The organism is Candidatus Zixiibacteriota bacterium, assembly GCA_018820315.1.
Classification (GTDB): domain Bacteria; phylum Zixibacteria; class MSB-5A5; order JAABVY01; family JAHJOQ01; genus JAHJOQ01.
In genome coordinates, this window is sequence record JAHJOQ010000147.1 from 1 (window position 1) to 21033 (window position 21033).

Sequence of the window (21033 nt, forward strand, 5' to 3'; positions counted from 1 at the left end):
AAATAAAGGAAGCCGCATAACTGGAGAACTTGAGGATACTATCAAAACAATCATCCACAACTCTTGACAATATCTCATCGACATCTTCGCCTAGCCATTCTGGAAACAGACATTTGTGTTCCCGGAACATGTCTTGTACTTGAACCGCTAGTACCCTGTTTCTCTGATCTGCATAGGATGTACCCTCGTTATGGAGCTGCATGCGAAGCACATTAAGCACCTTCGCTGAGTATTCGCGAGATTGACGCATAGAGGAGGCGTCATTCAATCTACACCCACGAAAATCGAGCTTTTCAGTTCGATTGTCAGGATTTCCCCAGAAAACATCCCGAAATTCAATACCGACCGGTGACTCACCTTTGAATCGCTCAATTGCTTGTTTCAGTTGACATTGTTGAATATATGCGTGATCCCGCAAAGCAATCTGCCCCAGATATCCTAGGTAACTCCTGATGCTCTTTGCGAGATGAGGCGCCAAGCTGGTCTCGTCTTCATGTGCATACGAGCGAGGGACAACCAGCTTCTCTTCAATGAAGCCTCTGTGGAGCAGCTCAAAGAGTCTGGAGAACTCCGGTTTGACGCGCTCGTTGACGTCTGCCTTGGCCATGTCGCTTATGAAATTCTGGTCAAGATAGACTACCAGCTTCTTCGTTAACTTGCCCATAGCAATCGTATGTGCCATCTCCTTCTCACTATAATGCTCTATAATCACAAATATGGCAATCACAACCTTTCCCCTTGGGTAATCCGCTCTGAGGGCGGGCCGCCCAACCGAATAGTCAGGATCACGGGGATCCTGAGCTACGTTTCTGGAACTAAAGCTTTTACAGATGTTACAAATAGGCGGAACTGGAGGGGTGTTTTTGGCTTGACAGAAGCGCCTTTTTCGGTATTTTGAGCGTTTAATCGCAAGGCGAAATTGAACTTAGAAGGAGTCATACTGAATGTACGCGATTGTGGAATCAGGAAATGTCCAGTTCCGGGTTGAGAAAGGCGATACCCTGCGGATACCAAAGGTAACCGCCGAGGCGGGAGATAAGCTTACGCTCGACAAGGTACTGATGCTTTGCGACGGCAAAGAGACGAAAGTCGGTACGCCGTATGTCGATGGCGCAAGTGTCGCCGCCGAGGTGCTCGGAGAAGTTCTCGATAAAAAAGTCGGGATTTTCAAAATGAAACGGCGCACCACCTACAGGCTTCACAACGGGCATCGCCAGCCTTATACAGAAATCAGGATTGATGACATCGTAAAACCGGGATGATAGCTTGAATTCTCGCGGAACGGACTCCAAACCCTGCATTGCTACTGCAGCTATTTTGCTGGCAGTAGCGATTGCGATTTTTGCGTTGCCTGCGGCTTTGTTTGCGCAGGACTATTCGATTTCATCGGTCGATGTCAGAGGGAACAGGACGGTCGATCAGACGCTCATTATGAGCGTGTCCGATCTTCCAGTCGGATCCATATTAACCTCGACTGCCACGCAGGATGCGATCAGAAGAGTCTATTCTCTTGGGTTGTTCAGCGATGTCAAGATCGAGGGGGATCGCTCCGGCGACAATATCGCCCTACATATCGTTGTGAAGGAGTTCCCGCGTCTCAAAGAGGTCCGATACGAGGGCAACGACAAGGTCAACGATGACGACCTCGACGAGGCTCTGCAGATTAAGATCGGTCAGGTGGCCACACCGAATCTTCTCCAGCTGACAGTCAATAGCATTCTCGACCTCTATCGCGAGAAGGGGTATTTCCTTGCCGAAGTCAAGCATGAGGAAGAGATTGACTTGGAGAAGGGGATTGCGGTCGTCAAATTCAAGATCAAGGAAAATGCCAAGATCAAGATTAAGGCGATCGAGTTCGAGGGCAATGTTGCGTTTTCCGATGGCGATTTACGCGGCAAGATGTCGAACAAGCCGAAGAGTTTCTTTCGTGGCGGTAGTTTCAACAAGTCGAAATATCCCGAGGACAAAGAGAAAGTCGTCGAATTCTATAACGAGAAGGGTTATATCGACGCGCGAATTATGGGGGATACGTTGATACTGGTGGAGGATCAGAAGAAGCTGATTATCCGCATCGAAGTCGAAGAGGGGCTTCGATACAGATTTGGCAATACGACATTTTCCGGTCATAAGCTGTTTAATGACGAGCATCTCGCCTCCAAACTGAAGTATGATGAGGGGGATGTCTACAACCGCGAAAAGTATGAAGAGTCTGTTGGGGAGCTCTATTCGATCTATCAGGAAGAGGGCAATATCCACGCGCGGATATTTGACAATATTTCGACAACAGATTCGACGGTCGATATCGCATTCGAGATATCCGAGGGGGTACCTGCCAAGATAAACCTGGTTCAGATTGAGGGGAATTCGAAGACCAAGGAGAAGGTGATCCGGCGTGAGTTGTTTTCGTCGCCGGGGCAAGTTTTCAGGCGTTCGCTCCTTATGAGATCAGTCAGAAACGTCATGGTTCTCAATTACTTCGAGAATGTCGAGCCGGACTTCAAGGTGCTTGAGAACGGCGACGTCGATCTGATCCTGAAAGTCACCGAGAAGCCGACAGGCCAGTTCAATGTCGGCGCCGGATATTCCGGCCAGGATAAATTTGTCGGTACGCTTGGACTTGGAATCCCGAACTTCAGAGGCAATGGTCAGAATGTAGATATCAAGTGGGAGTTCGGAGGACGGAGATCATCATTCTCGCTTGGCTTCACTGAGCCGTGGCTGCTCGACTCTCCGACATCGCTCGGTATAGACCTTTACAGCATCAACAGAAGATGGTATGAAGATTTCACGGAAGGGCGCAGAGGTTTGGGATTGCGGCTCGGACGGAGACTGCGGTGGCCGGATGACTATTTCGGTGTCTATTGGCGCTACCGTGCCGAGGACGTCCGGTATTACGAATTCTCAGATACTTACAAAGCACAGACGATCGATGATGCGACGAGCCTGACGAGATTCGATGAGGACTGGCAGAGGACTTCATCGATGACTGTTACGGTGACGCGAGATTCCCGAGATCTTTCGCAGTTTGCTACCGCTGGTTCGGTTGTCAGCCTTTCTGGCGAATATTCCGGTGGTCTGCTTGGCGGTGATTGGCGATACAATAAGTTCATACTTCAGGTTTCGAAATTCCAGAAAGTGTTCTGGAAGTTCGTCATTGCAGCAAAAGCAAGATATGGTCTAATCTTCGCTCCGGAAGGTGATTCGAAAGTGCCGTATTCGGAGCGATTCTCTCCGGGAGGGACCGACCTTGACGGATTCATAAGAGGTTATGACGACGGCAGGGTGACTCCACGCACGGCGTCTGGGGCATATCTTCGAGGCAGATCGATGGCGGTGTATAATGCAGAATTGCAGTTTCCACTTGTCGCGCAGCAGGTCTATCTGCTTCTATTGGCTGACGCAGGAAACTCATGGCTCGAACCGAAAGACTTGCGTCCATTTGATTCCAGGTCGCTATATGGATCGTATGGTTTTGGCTTCAGGCTCGTTGTGCCGGGGATCGGGATCATCGGCTTCGATTTCGCGCGCGGGATAAGCGGCGCGCAGAATGAATGGAAACCGCATTTTCAGATAGGAACAACATTCTGAGTTCAGATTGATAAAGATTTGATTTCTAAGGAGGAAGTGACGTGAAGATAGTGAATGGTTACAAGTCTGTGCTGATGATCTTTCTGGCGATGGCATTCGTGTTGTCTATCGCTCCCGACGTGATGGCACAGGAGGGAAGGATTGTCTACATCGATTCGTACAGAATACGGCAGGAATACAAGGAATTTCAGGACGCTCAGACCGCATTCAATACTGAGATTGACGAGTGGAATCAGGAAGGTTTTGACCTGCAGCGTGAGCTCGATTCACTGAAAGTCGATCTTGAGAAAAAACGCCTGTTCTACAGTCCAGACAAGCTTGCCGAAACTCAGGACGTGATCGCAACCAAGGAAGCGGCTCTACAGAAGTTCACCAATGACATTTTCGGGCCGAACGGCAGGGCGGAACGACGCAATCAGGAACTGACGCAGCCGCTGCTCGATAAGGTGACGGCTGTGCTCGAAAAGATCGCAATTGAGAACAACTACTTGTATATTCTCGACGCAGTTAACGGCAACATCGCTTACGCAAAGAAGACGCTCGATATCACGGACAAGGTGCTGGAAGAATTAGCCGACTTGCAGTAGAATGGCATACTCGGCACGCGAAATTGCAGAGAAGATCGGCGCTGAAGTCGTCGGGGATGGCTCAGTTGAACTGATTGGCCTGGCTGGCATTGAGAATGCCCATCCCGGTGAGTTGGCATTTGTGGCGAACAGAAAGTACCTTCGGTATCTGGCGACCACACGTGCGTCGGCAGTAATCACGGAAGCTGACGTTCACTCTGAGCAATTGACACTGCTCGTGCATCCTGATCCCTATTTCGCTTTTATGAAGGCGATCAGGATTTTTCATCCTCCAAAGGAATATTCTCCCGGAATCCATGCTACAGCCGTAATAGCCGAATCAGCCCAGGTTGACCCATCTGCCCATATCGGACCGAACGTCGTGATAGAGGAATCGGTCACAGTCGGCAAGAGAAGCGCTGTATTGGCGAATGCCTTTGTCGGGGAAAAAGTCCAGATTGGCGACGAGTGCCTGATCTATCCAAATGTCACTATCAGGGAGCAGAGTATCATAGGCGACCGGGTCAACGTCCACAGCGGCACGGTCATCGGATCTGACGGTTTTGGTTATGCAAAGGCCGATGGGAAACACCACAAGATTCTCCAGGTGGGGCACGTTGCAATTGAAGATGACGTCGAGATCGGTGCGAACGTGACTATAGACAGGGCAACTCTCGGCGTGACGCGAATCGGGCGCGGAACGAAGATCGACAACCTTGTACAGATAGGTCACAACGTTGATATAGAAGAAGGTTGTATCATAATCTCGCAGACGGGTGTTTCAGGATCGACAAAGCTTGGCAAATATGTCATACTGGCGGGGCAGGTAGGGCTTGTAGGCCACATCGAGATTGGTGACGGCGCGATCGTCGGTGCGCAGTCGGGGGTGTCTAAGAATGTCCCGGCCGGCAAGACAGTCTCAGGCAGTCCTGCACGCGGGATTATGCATGCCAGGAAAATCGATGCGTGTCTGAGCAAGCTTCCGGAATCGATCAAGTTGCTCAAGGAGCTTGACAAGAAGATCGCAAAGCTGACGAAGACTGAAGATTAGTCGATGTACTCGACTGCGTAGCGCCTGATTGTTCCGCCATCTCCCACAACATAGAAGCTGTTTCTGTCTTCACCCCAGATGCCGTACAGATCGCTGCTGGTTCCCGAAAAATATCTAGTCCAGTAGCTTCCGTTGAAGAACAGGATCGTCCCACCCCGTCCGACAGCGAGTACTTCGTCTGATCGCACTCCCCAGATATCTATGAGGTCAATGCCTGTATCCTTGAGCCTTGTCACCCAACTCACTCCGTCATAATGAATCGCAACACCGTTCTGGCCTATGGCGATTATTCTGTTTGGCTCTTTTACAAGGAGACCGAGGAAGTAGTATCGGGAATCTGAGAATATCTGAGCCCAGTTCGTTCCGTCATACCGCAGAATTGTGCCTTCTTCGCCGGCTGTGAAGATCAGGCCGTCACGAGTTCCTCGGATCGCCGCGATGTGTTTATTTGAACCTGTGTCGAGTTCTCTCCAGGCGGCACCATCAAAGTGGATCACTTTGCCGTTATCTCCGGCGGCGTAGACATCCCACGGACTCTGACCCCAGATGGAGACGTAATTGGCGAGTGTGTCATCGGTGTGATAGCTCACGCTCCACGCGCTGCCGTTGAATTGTAGAATCTTGCTGCCCGCAGCCGCAAAGATCGCGTTGCCGCTGGTACCCCAGAGTTCGAGGATTACATTGTCATTCTTTTGATGCATTTGACGCCATCCTGTGCCGCTTTTCGCCAGCACGACGCCATCGTCGCCCGCTGCATAGACATCGAAATCGCTTTCTCCCCACACAGTCCTCAGTCGTCCACTGGCTACGCGTGGCAGGAGTTGCGTGTGTACCCCTTCTGCGGTGCTCCGATAGACGATTCCGCCATCGCCGCAGAAATAGAACTCGTCAGGCACGATTCCACTGATTCCGTAGACTCCCTTTGTGCCGAGGCGGTGAGAGCGAAGAATGTCTGCCGCAAAGTCAATCTGGAATATATCTCCCTGAACAGTTGATGCGTATATGCCGTCTGAGGATAGACCCCACACTGCCACAAAATCAACAACGGATTCGTCGCTCACACCTGCGTCAAATGTTTGCCACGTAACGCCGTCATAGAATACCATCTTCGCGTTCTCTCCTACTGCGATCAGAGTGTCATCACCGAACCCCCACGTGGAAATTAGCGTACCGGATGTGACTGTCGAGACGGAATCCCACTTTGAGCCGTCATAATGCAATATCAGCCCGGTGACTCCGACGGCAAAGATGTTATCAGCTGAACTTCCCCATACAGAGAAGATCGCTCGACTCACCGGAGTTGTCATCACAGACCAGCTAGTGCCATCGTAATTCAGGATTGTGCCGCTGTTACCGACGGCGAAGACATTGTCGTCCGTCAATCCCCAGATCCCGTGCAACTGTCCCGAATAATTGGATGTCATTTTTGACCATTCTTCGCCATCAAAGTGCAGAATTTCTCCGACTTCACTGCACGCAAATACACTCGAATCGGATGAAGCCCAGACTCCCGTCAGATCGTAATTGGTGATTGGATCGTGAAGAGTAGAGGTTTGGCCTTTGATAGACAGAATTGTCCCCAGGTCACCGACAGTATGGACAGTTGACGAGGAACTGTCGACCCAGATTGCGTTCAGCTTATTAGCTTGGGGCAAAGGCGATTGCCATTCACCCGTGAGAGTGATTGCATTATCTGAGTCGTCTTCGGACTCAAACGGTTTTTCCTCGTAACACCCCGCAGAGATAACGAGCAGCAGCATTGCGAAGCTCAGCGACACGATCAATCGTCCTGATATATTCATGAATCTACTCCGACCTGTTTTATGCGTTGCCAAATGATATACTGTCAAAGGCTTATACAATGATCTCTATAATCAGTTCACGAATATACCAGCGCTGACTTCCCATGTCAATTTCAATTTGTCTGCTGATATCTTTGATCTGGAGATGATTTTGCAAGTCGGGGGAATATAATGCATCGGCGGTGCGCTGAGACTCCTCGATCAAAGAATCTGCACACCGCCGAAAATAATAGGGCAATTATGCCAATCTATGTTTCTCGCTATTTAGCCAAGAGCATTTTCTTCGTCTGGGTGAAGTCAGTCGTCTCCAACCGATAGAAATAAACTCCCGACGCAACAGGGTTGCCGCCATCATCGGTGGCATCCCAGATTTCCCGATGGGTTCCTGCTGTCGACTCGCCGTCTACGAGTGTGCGAACATTCTGGCCCAGCAGGTTGTAGACCGACAGTCTGACATGACTCGCCGATGGCAAGTTATATGATATGACTGTAGTCGGGTTGAATGGATTCGGATAATTCTGCGCAAGGCTGTAGTCAATTGGCTGCAATCCTGCAGCGGTCGCCTTTGTCGAAAGCTGAGTCAATCCGAATACATTGCCATTGCCGGTCCATGTGATGTCAGGATACACCCTAACCTTGTTGACGCAGATGGAGAATGGTTCTTCACCTGTCGGATAACCGGCTGTGGCATCATCAAGATTGTCCTGCCCGTACACTGGCGTGAACCTCAACATTCCGTCCATATAGACGCCGCGTCCGCAGAGAACTTGGTCGGCACTGTACGCCTCAATTACGCTGTTGTTATCGATGATCGAGCCATCGACTTTGATGTCAGAGCCATATAGCGACATCCATGTGCGGGATGGCGTTACATCGCGATCCGAATTCGCCAATGGTTTGGCAAGGCCATCCGGAGCGGGAGGAGGAGTATCCCATCCGGGATAGATGAGAGCACCATCGCATGACGACTTAATCCAGTAGCCGAACAATTCGCTCAAATCAGTCAGTGTGTTGAAGGGCTCTTTGCCGGGCACCCATACCTGCCCGCCGTTGTCGAAGCCGATGGCAATCTCAATACAATCGAGAATCGTGGCAAAACCGACTTCAAGAGGCAGCGTTTGAACCGGCCAGTAACTTACGAGATTCCATCCCGTGTAAATGTCGATGTACTCCGACGGATCAATTGTCTCTCCGCATATTTCAAGATCCCAGGCGCAATGCATCTTCAGCCAGTAACCGTGGAAATAGTCGACATACGGCAGCGTCGAGTACTGAGGCAGGAATGGATCGTAGGTCATCGCTCCCCGATCGAATCCGAGAATGACGTCCACGCATTCGCATTTGTCGAGATGGCTGAGCACAAAGTCACTTGTCAGTTCAGTGTAATTGAGATTCCATGAAATCAAGTTCCATCCCTCGTGAAGGTGGATGATTTTGCAGGTATGGAATCTACAGAGCTCGAAGCTGTCACCGTTCGATGTCCAGTATATGACAGGATCGGTGAACACTTCGACGTCATTGATCGTGAACGAAATCTGATCGCCCGGCTCAGCTCCTTCATCCAGATTCAGCGTCACGAAATCATCTCTATAAATCGGCATGAAGCCGAATGACCCGTCGGCCCGAACGACGTCCTGACCGCACAGAACACCATCTGGGTCGTATGCTTTGATAACGTCTCCCTCGCTAAGCAAGACTCCGTTCAGCTTCGGGCACCTGCAGTAGACGTTGATCCATTCGTTCGTTGGGTGAATTCCTTCGTCTGTCCACTCTTTATATGAGAAATTCTCCGCCATCTGCATCTCATCGGCAGAATTCATGAACCATGCCTGTATAGTGTCGATCCCGACACTGTTTCCGGTGTAGACGAAATCCGCCTTGCCATTGCCATCGGTCATCACGGCATCAACAAGTCCGGAGTGTGGGCCACCGATGATTTCGAAGTTGACCTCTCTATCCGCGACCGGATTGGCGTCCTCGTCATTGACAGTAGCCGTCACGGTGTGCTGCGTCCCGACTGGATTGGTGGCGAATGTCGGCGACAGCAGGCAGCCTTCCCCGATGATTGCGGGAACTGTGAGGTAGAACGCTCCGAAGAAAATATTGTCGTCATTGGACGGATTCGAAGTATTCACCGTGATTTGAACATCGCCTTGCTGGACAAAGGGGATCAGATCGTAGAGCTCATCGTCGTAATCAAAATCGAGAGGTGGGCTGAATGGGTCAGGCGGATTTGCGGGATCATCATCGAGACCACCGACCGTGATGAGGGCACCGTTGCCGTAGTCATTCCAATCCGGAGATATACCATCATCCTGACCGCCCGCTGAAGATGAAAGCCGCGATCCGTTGACATCTACGAGACTAAACTGAACATCGTGATCGGGCATCTGGTAACCATATGAGATTCCAAGTGACATTGTCACAACGGAACTTGGATCTGCTAAATCGAGAGGCTCAGCGAGCCCAATCAGAAACTGATCACCAGCGACATCCTGTGCACCGAAGAGCAATATTGCGGTGGCATCGTCCGTCTGATTAGGATCGTCGAAGATCACTGCAAGAATGTTGCCATCAACGATATCCGGGTCAGCCTCCCCAATCGCAAAAGGCACGCGTCCCGCCATAGCAGCGTCGAGAATTGGTTTGACCAGATCAGTGACGTCTGCAATATGATTGAATGAGCTGACATGATTCGGAATGATATTATCCCACACGACGGGGACACCATTGATGGTCACATCGCCCGGTAGCAGACTGTAGTTGGACCATCCCGTAGTCGCAGTAGCGAAGATAGCCTTACGTACGGTTGCGCCGACTGGCTTTTCAGCCTGCAATACTGCTGTCGGATTTCCCGAACTAACACCATCAATCGAGAGACTGATGCGCCCCACTTCGGTAACAACCGGGTCAATTGAAGTTGCCCCATCCGGACTGAAAGCATCCCAGTCGAAGTCAGACGGAACAGTGCCAGGGATGTCCACGGCAGAGGCTGTAGACACACCGAACAACAGGGTGGTGATCAGCAGAGTTGTCCGGAGAAGTGAGCAGATATTCATTTCCTTACTCCTTTTCGCGTTCTTCAATGAGCCGGCCTGAAGCCGACTCATCTGAGAATAGCATTAGTTACTTCTTTTCTTCCTTTTCAGATCGGACACCCAATCCCCCATCAGGCGATCCTCTTCTGGCCTCCTTCCGATTTACGGCAACAGGGGCGCCACTACAGCGCTGCACCTGTCCGCTCCCTTCCTCTCACTTTCTTCCGGCGCGGCATCCGCTGCTTGCCGAACATATAAAGCACTCTTACATACGATTGAATTCATTACACAGCTTCCAGATCTCACGCCCTAACTTGCCTTACCGATAGAAGGCACCGCTATTGAGATACTCTTATTCTCTATTCGGTCAGTAAACCATTCACTCAGCCATCAGATAACAACACAGATTGCAGAAGTAGTTGCCGTGGCATGTATTACGCCTGTCGGCATATTTGTCAAATCTGAGAACCACCTAATTCTATTAAGTTCCAAGGCTCCTGTCAACAACTATTGTTATACTAATTAACCACTCCGGCTTTCCAGCGCGCTATACGCGAGGGATTTAAGTTGACAGTTGCCGTCCTGATTGTTTATTACCTGAGTTAACCTATGGCACGATTGAAATCCTTGATGATAGATATTTCTACAGGTAGTCAATTATAGGAGAGGGGTTTATGGATGTAAGCACCTCAAGCAAGAGTACGCTGACATGGTTCCTGCAGAGGATAACGGGCCTTCTGCTGGTGGTATTTCTGTTCACTCACATGAACATAAACCACTTGTCACTCGGCGAGCGGATTATTGATTTTTCGCTCGTGAACTCGCGACTTGCCGGATCATTCGGCTGGAAAGTCTTCTACATCATGTTCGTCCCAGCGTGTGCGTTTCATGCCATGAACGGATTGTGGGGGATCCTTATCGATTACCGTCCGTCCGCCATGATCCGAAAGGCTTCGCTGGCGGTACTGTGGCTCATCGGATTGGCACTGACCTATATCGGAGCCGACACCCTAATCAATCTTTTTGAAGCATAGGAGGGACAGATGAGTTTCAAAGGATTTGCAGGGAAGTTCGTCGATGAGGCTAAGCTGAATCCGAACGTAGGCACATTTTCATACATCCTCCACAGGATAACGGGAATCGGGCTAGCTATTTACTTGATCATGCACACGTGGGTCCTCAGCTCCGCTCAGGATGGGCCTGCTAAGTTTACCGAACGCCTCGGCAGTGTCCAGACTCCGTTGTTTCATCTCCTGGAGCTGTTTCTGGCCGTGGCCGTGTTTTTCCATCTGCTCAATGGTGTCAGGATAGTGGCTGCTGATTTTCTTCCCCTCACGCGCAGGCATAAGGAGTTGTTCTGGGTCGTGATGGCTCTGTTCATTACTGTGATGGCCTGGACCATTGTAGCTGCTTTGCCGAAACTGCTGGGCCATTGAGGAGGACTCTGGACGTGATTGCTCATAAATTTCTGGTTGTCGGTGGTGGTTTGGCAGGATTGTCTGCGGCTATCGAAGCACGCAAACGAGGGATCGATGTCGCGCTGGTTTCGAAGATTCATCCGACGAGGTCCCATTCCGGAGCTGCGCAGGGGGGTATAAATGCAGCTCTTGCAAACGCCGAGACTGGTCACGACGATACGCCCGATCGCCACGCTTACGATACCATCAAAGGTTCCGATTTCCTGGCTGATCAGGATGCTGTAAAGTTGATGACTGATGCCGCTCCCGGCATCATTATAGATATGGAACATGCAGGCTGTCCATTCTCGCGCACGCCCGAGGGGAAAATCGCACAACGGCCGTTCGGCGGTGCGGGTTTTCCGCGCACCTGTTATGGCGCAGATAAGACCGGGCATTACTTACTGCAGACTCTGTACGAGCAGGCCGTGAAGCACAAAGTGCAGATGTACACGGAGTGGATGGTGACGAAGGTTGTCGTCCGCGATGGGCGCAGCCACGGCGTCATCTGCCTCGATCTTGAGTCAGGCGAGTTCATCCCGATTGCTTCGAACGCGACGATGTTGGCGACCGGTGGATCGGGAAGGGTCTATTCGACGAATACGACCAATGCACACACATCGACCGGTTTCGGTGTGTCGCTGGCATATTGGGCTGGCGTGCCGGTCAAGGATTTCGAGTTCATTCAATTTCACCCTACAGGTCTCTATCCCTCGTCGATTCTCATGACCGAAGGCTGCAGGGGAGAGGGAGGCTACCTTCTCAACAACAAAGGCGAGCGGTTCATGAAGAATTATGTCTCAGAGAAGGTCATGGAGCTTGCCCCGCGCGACATCACCGCTCGTGCAATCCAAATGGAGATCAACGAAGGACGTGGCTTCGAAGGAGCATTCGTGCATCTTGATCTCAGGCATCTCGGTGAGGCGAAGATTAACGAACGTCTTCCCGGCATTCGTGATTTGGCTATGTCATTTGTCAATGTCGATCCCATTAAGGACCCGATACCCGTGAGACCGTCACAGCACTATACGATGGGGGGCATAGACACTAACGAGAAGACCGAGACGGAAGTGACGGGTTTCTATGCTGCCGGTGAGTGCGCATGTGCCTCTGTGCATGGCGCGAATCGTCTTGGCGGCAACTCACTCCTCGACACAATTGTCTTTGGGCGAATTGGCGGAGGTGTAGTCGCTGGATATCTTCCGAACAGTGCCGATCCGACTGAGAGCGTCATGAAGGATGCACTCAAGGAAGAACAGAGCCGTTTCGATGGTCTGATCAAAGGCTCCGGTGATGAGAACCCGTATCAGCTTAAGAATGAGCTTTCCGCAGTGATGCTCGAGAAGGTTGGGATCTTCAGGAATGGTGCCGATATGCGAGTTGCATGCGACAAGATCAAGGAGCTCAAGAAGCGCTATCAGAAGATTCGTCCTATACAGACCAGCAAAACATTCAACTATGATTTTCTGTGGGTGACCGAGATTGCCGGCAATCTCGATGCTGCCCAGATGATCGCCGAGGGCGCGTTGCGCAGAGAAGAGAGCCGTGGCGCGCATTTCCGCATCGATTTCCCGAAACGTCTCGACGATCCCTGGATGAAGCACACCATCTTCAAGTACAAACCGGGCGGACCTGAGATCAGCTACAAACCGGTGAAACTTGGGCTGTACGAGCCGGAAGAAAGGAAGTATTGATATGCCTAAGTTCAAAGTCTTCAGGTTTGATCGAGATAAAGACGAGATGCCATACTTCCAGACTTATGATATGCCCGTTGTGCGGGGGATGACTGTACTGGAAGGACTCTATCATATAATCGAAAACATCGATCCGTCGCTGGCATTTAGATCATCGTGCCGTGCTGCAGTTTGTGGTAGCTGCGCGATGCATATCAATGGTCAGTACCGCCTCGCCTGCGAAACAAATATCGATCACTTGAAGTCTGATCTAATTACGATCAGGCCGATGGCGCATTCGCCGGTGATGCGCGATCTCGTGGTCGACATGAAGCCATTCTTCAGGAACTACGAGAAGATCATGCCGTATCTCATCCCGAAGGAAGAGCCTCCTGAGAAGGAGTATATCCAGACAGTCGAAGAGCGCCACAGGCTCGATGTCAAAGTCGACTGCATCCTGTGCGGAGCTTGCTTTGCATCGTGCCCGGTTGTGTCGACCGACGAGAACTACCTCGGCCCGGCCGCACTGCTGAAGGCTTTGCGGTTCGTCGATGATACCCGCGACGGCGCGACGTATGAGAGATTGGCGTTTCTCGCCACAGATTTCGGCGTGTTTCGATGTCATACTATCTTCAACTGCCAGCAGGTCTGCCCGAAAGACCTCGCCCCGACAGGCGCTATCCAGAGACTGAAATGGAAAGCAATCTGGGCAAAGCTGAAAGGCAAGCTACCAAAACCGCAGTCACCGGCAGCGTAGATAATCATATCATTGCATGATCATGCAGGCAGGAGCAAATGATCCTGCCTGTTTTCTTCTTTGGGAGATCGCCACATATTCGTGCATCAGTGCGTGTCCTGGCACAATTATTAGGCCATGAAATCAGCATTGAGTTTGATTTTCCGGCGAAACATCTTATGTAAGTCGGTATTTCTCAAGGAGTTGTACGCTGTCGCGAAATTTCGGATGAATTGGAATAGACCTTGCTATTTGATGGTATACTGTTATAGATTATATAACGACAAGATCCGGCGCAACAAATGGGAGGAAGAATGGTAACGCGAAGTTCAACACGGGGACTGGTGGCTCTGTCCATCTCAGTGATGGTGATGCTACTCAGTGCTGTCTGTCTGGCCGAAGACGACACAACTGCAGACAGTTCATCACACAATTCACTGACAGCGGGATCGAAGGCAATGCAGTTTCAGATCGATGACAATTTCCAGCTTAGTTCATTCGATGGCGCGACGATCTCTTTTAAGAAGTACTCATCAGCTAGATCGGCGAAGCGGTTAGGCCTCACTATTTCTGGCTCTTTGCTCGGAAGAGACACATATGATGACAATCTGTCTGGTATTCCTGGTCGCGTAGACACAGATCGATCGATAAGTACTCTCGGTTTGGATGCTCAATTGCTGTTTCTGTCATATTCACAGGTGCGTAAATCGGCTTATTTCTACTATGGTTATGGTCCCATGATTGGGTATTCTCTGTCAGACAATCAAACAGAATCTGTCTTCATTCGGGAGAATCTAATCAGCAGAGTGACGGCTCTTGATCGCCAGTACGTTCTATCGGGTGGAGGAATCGCGATTATAGGTGTTGACTGGTTCGTAACTGATGGGCTAAGTCTGTCTGCGGAATACGGGCTATCGTTGATCTACAGGTACCTTGATAACATATATCGCTACGATTATATCAGGAGAGACTCGGAAACCGGGGATATTGTAGCTCAGGATTCAAGTCAGCGAGATGATTTTGAGAGAGGTGTGCTGGTGCAATCTCTTCCTGTCAAGTTCGGACTATCGGTTTACTTCTGATCTGCATGAAGATATAATGCACCGGGAAGCCGGTGCTGCTATAACCAAGTCTCGTATGAGACACGAACAGCCCATCCTTTCGGATGGGCTGCTCATCTATGTAAAATGGTATATTGCGAGAGTACTTATTCGCGACCGTACTTCTTGATGCCTTCTTCGAACAGATTCCCGCCGTAGCAATCGAATGTCACAATCGCCGGGAAATCCTCAACGGTCAGCTTGCGCACGGCCTCCGGGCCGAGATCGTCGTACGCGATGACTTCCGCCTGTTTGATCGACTTGGATATCAGCGCGCCTGCGCCGCCGATTGCCAGAAAATAGCAGCCGAAATGTTCTTTGAGCTTCTCGCGCACTTCATCCGACATCTGCCCCTTACCGATCATGCCTTTCAGACCGGCATCGAGCATCGCAGGTGAGTAAGCGTTCATTCTGTACGATGTCGTCGGTCCCGCAGAGCCGATGGCATTGCCCGGCTTGGCCGGAGTCGGTCCGACGAAATAAATTATCTGACCTTTTGGATCAAAGGGGAGAGGTTCCCCTTTCGCGAGCGCCTCGGTCATCTTCTTGTGAGCGGCGTCGCGACCCGTATATATCGTTCCGCTGATCAGAACCTGTGTACCGATTTTCAAGCTCTTCACAACCTCATCGGTCAGCGGCGTTGTGATTCTCACTTTTCCATCAGCCATGATCTATCTCCAATCAGATGATGACTTCTTTATGCCTTGCGGCATGACACTGTATATTGACTGCGGCCGGGAAGCTCGCGATATGACACGGATGCGCTTCAATAAAAACCGCGAGCGCAGTTGTCCGGCCACCGAGTCCCTGTGGGCCGATTCCGATTTTGTTGATTTTTTCGAGAAGCTCCTCTTCGAGAGCAGCATAGTATGGATCAGCATGCTTTGAACCGACCTCGCGCAGAAGCGACTTCTTGGAAAGCTGTGCACACTTGTCGAACGTTCCTCCAACGCCGATACCGACAATGATCGGAGGGCAGGGATTGCCGCCAGAGCGCTTCACTCTGTCGATGACGAATTCCTTCAGGCCTTCGACGCCGTCTGATGGTTTCATCATCTTGACTTCGCTCATGTTTTCCGAGCCGCCACCCTTGGCAGCAAAGATGATCTTCAGTTGGTTGCCGGGGACTATTTCATAGTTGATGACAGCCGGTGTGTTGTCACCGGTATTGACTCTCTGGATCGGATCGCCGAGTATCGATTTGCGAAGGTAGCCATCTTTGTAACCCTGGCGGACACCCTCGTTGATAGCATCAGAAATCAAACCGCCGGTGAAATGGACATCCTGTCCCACCTCAACGAAAAAGACTGCGAAGCCGGTATCCTGACACATGGGGACAAGCTGGTCATGTGCGATCTCTGCATTCTTGACAATATCACCCAGGATACCTTTGCCGACCGGAGATTCTTCGCTCTGAGCGGCAGACTTGAGCGCATTCAGGACATCCTTCCCGAGGAAGTAGTTCGCCTCCATGCACATCTGCCTGACCTTGGGAATTATTTCACTAACGTTTATCTCACGCATAGCTGCTCCTTGCTGGTAAGACTGAAGAGAGGGAGAAGGACTAGCTGGAGATTGCTTCAACCGAAATGACTTTTTTGTCACGGCCCTTGCGGGAGAACTTCACATGCCCATCGACGAGCGAGAAAACCGTGAAGTCCTTTGCCAGACCGACATTCTCCCCGGGATGGAATTTGGTGCCGCACTGACGTACAATAATGCTGCCGGCGGTTACGAATTCTCCGCCGTAAGCTTTCACGCCTCGCCGCTGTCCGTTGGAGTCGCGCCCGTTGCGGGACGATCCAACACCTTTCTTATGAGCCATTCTTTCCTCCCGTCCACATTAGAAAGCCCAAATCTTGTAATTTGGGCTTTTCAAAATCAGACGGCAAATATAACAGCATTTGCCGAAATGGCAAGCGAAAAATCTATCGAGCCACTGGCTTTTCCGACGGATTCGGGTTGAACGTGAATTTCAACCCGTCAGACCCTTCCGGGAAGTCGATAAGGATATCACAGTCGCCTGCATATTGGCCGCGCAGAATCTCCTCGGCCAGCGGATCTTCAAGGAATTTCTGGATAGCGCGGTTCAGGGGCCTGGCTCCAAAATGCGGATCATAACCCTTGTCGGCAATGTACTCTTTGGCCGCTGGCGAGAGAGTGAAAGATATGCCCTTGTCAGCCAAGCGCTTACCGACATCCGAAAGCTGGATTTCGATGATCTTCTTTATGTGATCCTTCGTGAGCTGGTGGAACGTAACTGTCTCGTCAATACGGTTTAGGAGTTCCGGATTGAATATCCTTTTCAACTCCTCGGTGACACGCTTCCGCATTGCCTCGTGATCCGGCCGATCCGCATCACCCGACTTGAAGCCGAGCGTTTTGGAATCAAATATCTGCCTAGTGCCGATATTCGATGTCATGATTATAACAGTATTTCTGAAGTCGACCTTCCTGCCGAACGAATCGGTCAGGCTGCCGTCATCCAGAAGCTGTAGAAGGATATTGAACACATCCTGATGAGCCTTTTCGATTTCGTCGAGCAGCACCACCGAGTAGGGATGGCGGCGGACTTTCTCGGTGAGCTGTCCACCTTCCTCATATCCGACGTAGCCGGGAGGCGCTCCGACAAGTCTCGACACCGCAAACTTCTCCATGTACTCCGACATATCGATCCGCACGAGAGCGTTTTCATCCTCAAAGAGGAAACCTGCCAGCACTCTTGCGAGCTCGGTCTTGCCAACTCCTGTCGGCCCGAGGAATATGAATGACCCAATTGGCCGGTTCGGATTGCCGAGCCCTGCACGTGCGCGTCTGATAGCTTTCGTGATGGCCGTAATAGCTTCATCCTGGCCGACAATGCTCTTCTGCAGTTCTTCTTCCATTCGGAGAAGCCGGCGTGATTCCTTCTCTTCAAGACGGAACAATGGGATGCCCGTCATTTGGGAGACGATTGCCGCGACATCCTCGCTGGTGAGTTCGATCTGTTCTTCTTCGCGGGCGGCGTGCCAGTCCTGCTTCATCTGCTCGAGTTTCTCGCGTTTTGCCTTCAATTCGTCTCGCAGATGAGCGGCGCGTTCGAACTCCTGATTCTTGACGGCATCTTCCTTCCGCTTGGAAAGTTCTTCGATTTCATTCTCAAAATCGGTGAACTCCTGCGGTTTGGTGTAAGTCGACAAATGCGCGCGCGAACCGGCTTCATCGATAATATCGAGGGCCTTATCCGGCTGGAATTTCCCGGTAATATACCTATCCGAGAGCTTCACCGCCGCTTCGATCGCGCTGTCGCTAATTTCGAGCCTATGATGCTCTTCATATTTCTGTTTGAGACCTTGAAGAATCTTGATCGTATCATCGGTTGATGGTGGCTCGACCATAACAGTCTGGAACCTGCGGTCGAGAGCGCCATCTTTCTCGATATATTTTCTGTATTCGTTGAGGGTCGTGGCGCCGATACACTGCAATTCGCCTCTCGACAGAGTAGGCTTGAAGATGTTCGAAGCATCCAATGATCCCTCGGCACCACCGGCACCGACTATGGTATGCAACTCATCTATGAAGATGATTACATCTTTCGAGCTGATTATCTCGTTCATGACAGCTTTCAACCGCTCTTCGAACTGGCCTCTGTACTTGGTGCCAGCCACCAGCGAAGCCATATCGAGAGTCACCAGCCTCTTGTTCTCCAATGTCTGCGGGACTTTGCCCTGGACGATTCTCTGCGCCAATCCTTCTGCAATAGCTGTCTTGCCCACGCCAGGTTCGCCGATCAGCACCGGGTTATTTTTCTTGCGACGCGACAATATCTGGCTGACACGCTCGATTTCGTCTTCACGCCCGATAATCGGATCGAGTTTTCCGCGCCGTGCGAGTTCTGTCAGATCGCGGCCGAAATGATCAAGAGCTGGAGTCTTGCTTTTCTTGCGCTTGCGAGCAAACGACGACGGATTACCGCTGATGATATTCTTCAGCTCGTCATACACCTCCTGATAGGAGATGTCGTACATTGTCAACACCTGAGCTGCTACGCCCTCTTCATCCTTGAGCAGGGCGAGGAGGATGTGCTCGGTGTCAATGTCTTTTGATTTCAACGCGCGCGCTTCCTGTCCAGCGACCTCCAGAGTCTTCTTGGCGCGGGCTGTCAGGGGAAGCTGGCCCATTGTCATCGTGCCGCCAGACGGCTGCACCACGTCCTCAATCGACTGCTTTAGGTCAGCCAGATCGAGTCCGATATTGCTGATTATTTCGACGGATCGGCCTTCGCCAAGCCGTATGAGACCGAGAAGAAGATGTTCCGTGCCGATGTAGTCGTGGCGAAGTCGAGCAGCTTCATCGCGAGCATACTCGATTGCCTTCCTCGCTAGTTCAGTGAACATCTCATTCATGTCAGACCTCCCTGGTTATCGTCGATCACCGGTCAGCCAGCCGTTCACGGACGAGCTGCGCCCGTCTGCTGTCACGCTCAGATGGTGAAAGTTCTTCATTTAGCAATTTCTGCAAATGCGCTGGCTGAACCAGAAGCATTATCTCGTTGATCAGCCGGAGCGGGAGCATGTCGAGAATTCCCATTGCAACTCCCATCCTCATCGCAGAAAGCAGATTCATAGCTTCTCCGGACGACAGCACGCGGGCATGTTTCAGAATACCGTATGCGCGCCATATCTTGTCCTTTATCTCTTCTCCCGCATCCCTGATCAGAGTCGTGCGGGCATTTTCCTCGTGAGCCATCAATTGTCGAGTCACTTCTTCAAGCGACCCAATTATGTCTTCCTCTTTGCGGCCCAAAGTCGTCTGGTTCGAGACCTGGAAGATATTCCCCAGGACATCCGACCCTTCGCCATAAAATCCTCTCACTGCCAGACCGACCTTTGTAATCTGAGATAACACGCCGTCAATCTCATTCGTCAACACAAGCCCTGGCAAGTGTATTAACACTGACGCACGAAGGCCGGTTCCAACATTAGTGGGACAGGATGTCAGGAAACCGTAGTCGCTGCTGAAATCGTATTCGAGTTTGTTGCCCAGCTCGTGGTCAGTCCTTTCGGCATTATTCATCGCGGTCTGTATTTCGAGACCGGACTGGAAGGATTGAATTCGTAGGTGGTCTTCTTCATTAATCATGATGGAGACCGATTCGTCATCTCTGACATACAGCGCGCGGTTCGTACTTGTCCTGAGAAACTCTGGCGAGATAAGGTGTCTCTCAATAAGGAAATTGCGATCGAGATCGTCAATTGTTTCCGACTCGTACAACTTGCCGATGTCAAGCATGCCTTTCTCTTCGAGGGCCGAGCGGACATATTCTTTGGCCTTGGCCTGCATTTCATCGGAAGCGCGGTCGGGGTAATGGATATCGGCGACGTTACGCGCCAGCCTGATGCGACTGGAAAGTACTATTGCGGCGTCTGTACCATCGGCTTGCAGCCATTTCGCAGGTTTATCTACCAGTTCTTCAAACATAGTTCCTCTTACCAAAATATACCTTGCGTCAATATAGAGTGCAAGGACTATTGCCCGCTTGAGACAATGCCCTTAATACGATCTCGCAATTCGGCAGCGAGTTCGAAGTTCTCAGACTGCACTGCGTCGCGCAACTCTTCCTGTAGCTTCCGTCCTTCCTTCAACGGCTTCATCTTGTCCGGTGAACCCCACGGTAGCTTCCCCGAGTGCCGATTGGATCCGTGGATCTTCCTTAGCAAGTCGTCCAGCGGTGCATGGAATGCACTGTAGCACCCACCACATCCGAAACGACCAGTCTTCGAAAATTCTGAGAATGTCAACCCACATTTCTGACACTCAAGTTGCTCCTGTCTATCAATACCCGTCGCAAGCGTTTTCTCCACCATGCTCGCCAGAAAGTCACCGAGAGGGAAGGGAGCGTTCTTGAGAGGATTCTCGAATCCTCTGCGAGACGCACAATTGGCACACAGGTCCAGAACGGACGTGTCGTTTCCCACGATCTGGGTCAGGTGTATTATGGCTTCGTTCTTCTGACAATCCTGGCACAACATATCCTATCTCC

The 21033-nt window shown here is 51.1% G+C and carries 18 protein-coding genes; 9 read left to right on the forward strand and 9 right to left on the reverse strand.

Features of this window, described 5'->3' with window-relative positions; genetic code table 11:
• The coding region (locus tag KKH67_14175; GenBank protein ID MBU1320327.1) for a hypothetical protein at positions 1-682 on the reverse strand (682 nt) is incomplete at its 3' end.
• Positions 683-944: 262 nt separating this feature from the next.
• On the opposite strand from KKH67_14175, the gene rplU reads away from it, so the two are divergent.
• From rplU to lpxD, 4 genes are read left to right on the forward strand one after another with little or no spacing between them, the layout of a single operon-like run.
• Complete coding sequence (gene rplU / locus KKH67_14180; protein ID MBU1320328.1) at positions 945-1262, forward strand: 50S ribosomal protein L21; 318 nt, start codon at positions 945-947, stop codon at positions 1260-1262.
• Positions 1263-1266: 4 nt separating this feature from the next.
• Positions 1267-3588: an outer membrane protein assembly factor BamA gene (bamA, locus tag KKH67_14185; GenBank protein ID MBU1320329.1), complete on the forward strand. Its 2322-nt coding sequence runs from the start codon at positions 1267-1269 to the stop codon at positions 3586-3588.
• A gap of 41 nt (positions 3589-3629) precedes the next feature.
• Entirely contained in the window at positions 3630-4175 is a 546-nt protein-coding gene (locus KKH67_14190) for an OmpH family outer membrane protein (GenBank protein ID MBU1320330.1), read from the forward strand.
• Position 4176: 1 nt separating this feature from the next.
• The gene (gene lpxD, locus KKH67_14195) at positions 4177-5205 is read left to right on the forward strand and encodes a UDP-3-O-(3-hydroxymyristoyl)glucosamine N-acyltransferase (protein ID MBU1320331.1); all 1029 of its coding nucleotides are present in this window, start codon (positions 4177-4179) and stop codon (positions 5203-5205) included.
• Here the strand turns inward: lpxD and KKH67_14200 are convergent.
• Together KKH67_14200 and KKH67_14205 are read right to left on the reverse strand one after the other, a co-directional pair.
• Positions 5202-7007 carry a hypothetical protein gene (locus KKH67_14200; protein MBU1320332.1) on the reverse strand — a complete coding sequence of 602 codons (1806 nt, stop codon included), beginning with the start codon at positions 7005-7007 and terminating at the stop codon, positions 5202-5204. The genes lpxD and KKH67_14200 overlap by 4 nt on opposite strands.
• Positions 7008-7267: 260 nt before the next feature.
• The gene (locus tag KKH67_14205) at positions 7268-10066 is read right to left on the reverse strand and encodes a T9SS type A sorting domain-containing protein (GenBank protein MBU1320333.1); all 2799 of its coding nucleotides are present in this window, start codon (positions 10064-10066) and stop codon (positions 7268-7270) included.
• Positions 10067-10719: 653 nt separating this feature from the next.
• Here KKH67_14205 and KKH67_14210 point away from each other — a divergent pair.
• From KKH67_14210 to KKH67_14230, 5 genes are all read left to right on the forward strand, one after another.
• Positions 10720-11079 carry a hypothetical protein gene (locus tag KKH67_14210; protein MBU1320334.1) on the forward strand — a complete coding sequence of 120 codons (360 nt, stop codon included), beginning with the start codon at positions 10720-10722 and terminating at the stop codon, positions 11077-11079.
• Between the two features lie 9 nt (positions 11080-11088).
• The gene (gene sdhC, locus KKH67_14215; protein ID MBU1320335.1) at positions 11089-11481 is read left to right on the forward strand and encodes a succinate dehydrogenase, cytochrome b556 subunit; all 393 of its coding nucleotides are present in this window, start codon (positions 11089-11091) and stop codon (positions 11479-11481) included.
• Between the two features lie 14 nt (positions 11482-11495).
• The gene (locus tag KKH67_14220) at positions 11496-13196 is read left to right on the forward strand and encodes an FAD-dependent oxidoreductase (protein MBU1320336.1); all 1701 of its coding nucleotides are present in this window, start codon (positions 11496-11498) and stop codon (positions 13194-13196) included.
• 1 nt (position 13197) lies between these two features.
• Entirely contained in the window at positions 13198-13932 is a 735-nt protein-coding gene (locus KKH67_14225) for a succinate dehydrogenase iron-sulfur subunit (GenBank protein ID MBU1320337.1), read from the forward strand.
• 293 nt (positions 13933-14225) lie between these two features.
• On the forward strand, positions 14226-14993 hold the full coding sequence (locus KKH67_14230) for a hypothetical protein (GenBank protein MBU1320338.1): 768 nt from the start codon (positions 14226-14228) through the stop codon (positions 14991-14993).
• A gap of 125 nt (positions 14994-15118) precedes the next feature.
• On the opposite strand, the gene KKH67_14235 is transcribed toward KKH67_14230, so the two are convergent.
• From KKH67_14235 to KKH67_14260, 6 genes are all read right to left on the reverse strand, one after another.
• The gene (locus KKH67_14235; GenBank protein MBU1320339.1) at positions 15119-15679 is read right to left on the reverse strand and encodes a Fe-S-containing hydro-lyase; all 561 of its coding nucleotides are present in this window, start codon (positions 15677-15679) and stop codon (positions 15119-15121) included.
• Between the two features lie 13 nt (positions 15680-15692).
• Positions 15693-16535 carry a fumarate hydratase gene (locus KKH67_14240; protein ID MBU1320340.1) on the reverse strand — a complete coding sequence of 281 codons (843 nt, stop codon included), beginning with the start codon at positions 16533-16535 and terminating at the stop codon, positions 15693-15695.
• 40 nt (positions 16536-16575) lie between these two features.
• A complete protein-coding gene (rpmA, locus tag KKH67_14245) occupies positions 16576-16836 on the reverse strand; it encodes a 50S ribosomal protein L27 (protein MBU1320341.1) in 261 nt (86 codons plus the stop codon).
• Between the two features lie 103 nt (positions 16837-16939).
• Complete coding sequence (locus KKH67_14250) at positions 16940-19396, reverse strand: ATP-dependent Clp protease ATP-binding subunit (GenBank protein MBU1320342.1); 2457 nt, start codon at positions 19394-19396, stop codon at positions 16940-16942.
• 25 nt (positions 19397-19421) lie between these two features.
• Complete coding sequence (locus tag KKH67_14255; protein ID MBU1320343.1) at positions 19422-20471, reverse strand: protein arginine kinase; 1050 nt, start codon at positions 20469-20471, stop codon at positions 19422-19424.
• Between the two features lie 47 nt (positions 20472-20518).
• Positions 20519-21022 (reverse strand): UvrB/UvrC motif-containing protein, encoded by a 504-nt coding sequence (locus KKH67_14260; protein ID MBU1320344.1) that lies wholly within the window; start codon positions 21020-21022, stop codon positions 20519-20521.
• Positions 21023-21033 lie beyond the last annotated feature (11 nt).

Excerpts from the sequence above, each read along its gene's own strand:
- rplU (MBU1320328.1), top strand. The coding sequence starts at position 945 with ATGTACGCGATTGTGGAATCAGGAAATGTCCAGTTCCGGGTTGAGAAA.
- lpxD (MBU1320331.1), top strand. The coding sequence starts at position 4,177 with ATGGCATACTCGGCACGCGAAATTGCAGAGAAGATCGGCGCTGAAGTC.
- KKH67_14200 (MBU1320332.1), bottom strand. The coding sequence starts at position 7,007 with ATGAATATATCAGGACGATTGATCGTGTCGCTGAGCTTCGCAATGCTG.
- KKH67_14205 (MBU1320333.1), bottom strand. The coding sequence starts at position 10,066 with ATGAATATCTGCTCACTTCTCCGGACAACTCTGCTGATCACCACCCTG.
- KKH67_14210 (MBU1320334.1), top strand. The coding sequence starts at position 10,720 with ATGGATGTAAGCACCTCAAGCAAGAGTACGCTGACATGGTTCCTGCAG.
- sdhC (MBU1320335.1), top strand. The coding sequence starts at position 11,089 with ATGAGTTTCAAAGGATTTGCAGGGAAGTTCGTCGATGAGGCTAAGCTG.
- KKH67_14225 (MBU1320337.1), top strand. The coding sequence starts at position 13,198 with ATGCCTAAGTTCAAAGTCTTCAGGTTTGATCGAGATAAAGACGAGATG.
- KKH67_14230 (MBU1320338.1), top strand. The coding sequence starts at position 14,226 with ATGGTAACGCGAAGTTCAACACGGGGACTGGTGGCTCTGTCCATCTCA.
- KKH67_14235 (MBU1320339.1), bottom strand. The coding sequence starts at position 15,679 with ATGGCTGATGGAAAAGTGAGAATCACAACGCCGCTGACCGATGAGGTT.
- KKH67_14240 (MBU1320340.1), bottom strand. The coding sequence starts at position 16,535 with ATGCGTGAGATAAACGTTAGTGAAATAATTCCCAAGGTCAGGCAGATG.
- rpmA (MBU1320341.1), bottom strand. The coding sequence starts at position 16,836 with ATGGCTCATAAGAAAGGTGTTGGATCGTCCCGCAACGGGCGCGACTCC.
- KKH67_14250 (MBU1320342.1), bottom strand. The coding sequence starts at position 19,396 with ATGAATGAGATGTTCACTGAACTAGCGAGGAAGGCAATCGAGTATGCT.
- KKH67_14255 (MBU1320343.1), bottom strand. The coding sequence starts at position 20,471 with ATGTTTGAAGAACTGGTAGATAAACCTGCGAAATGGCTGCAAGCCGAT.
- KKH67_14260 (MBU1320344.1), bottom strand. The coding sequence starts at position 21,022 with ATGTTGTGCCAGGATTGTCAGAAGAACGAAGCCATAATACACCTGACC.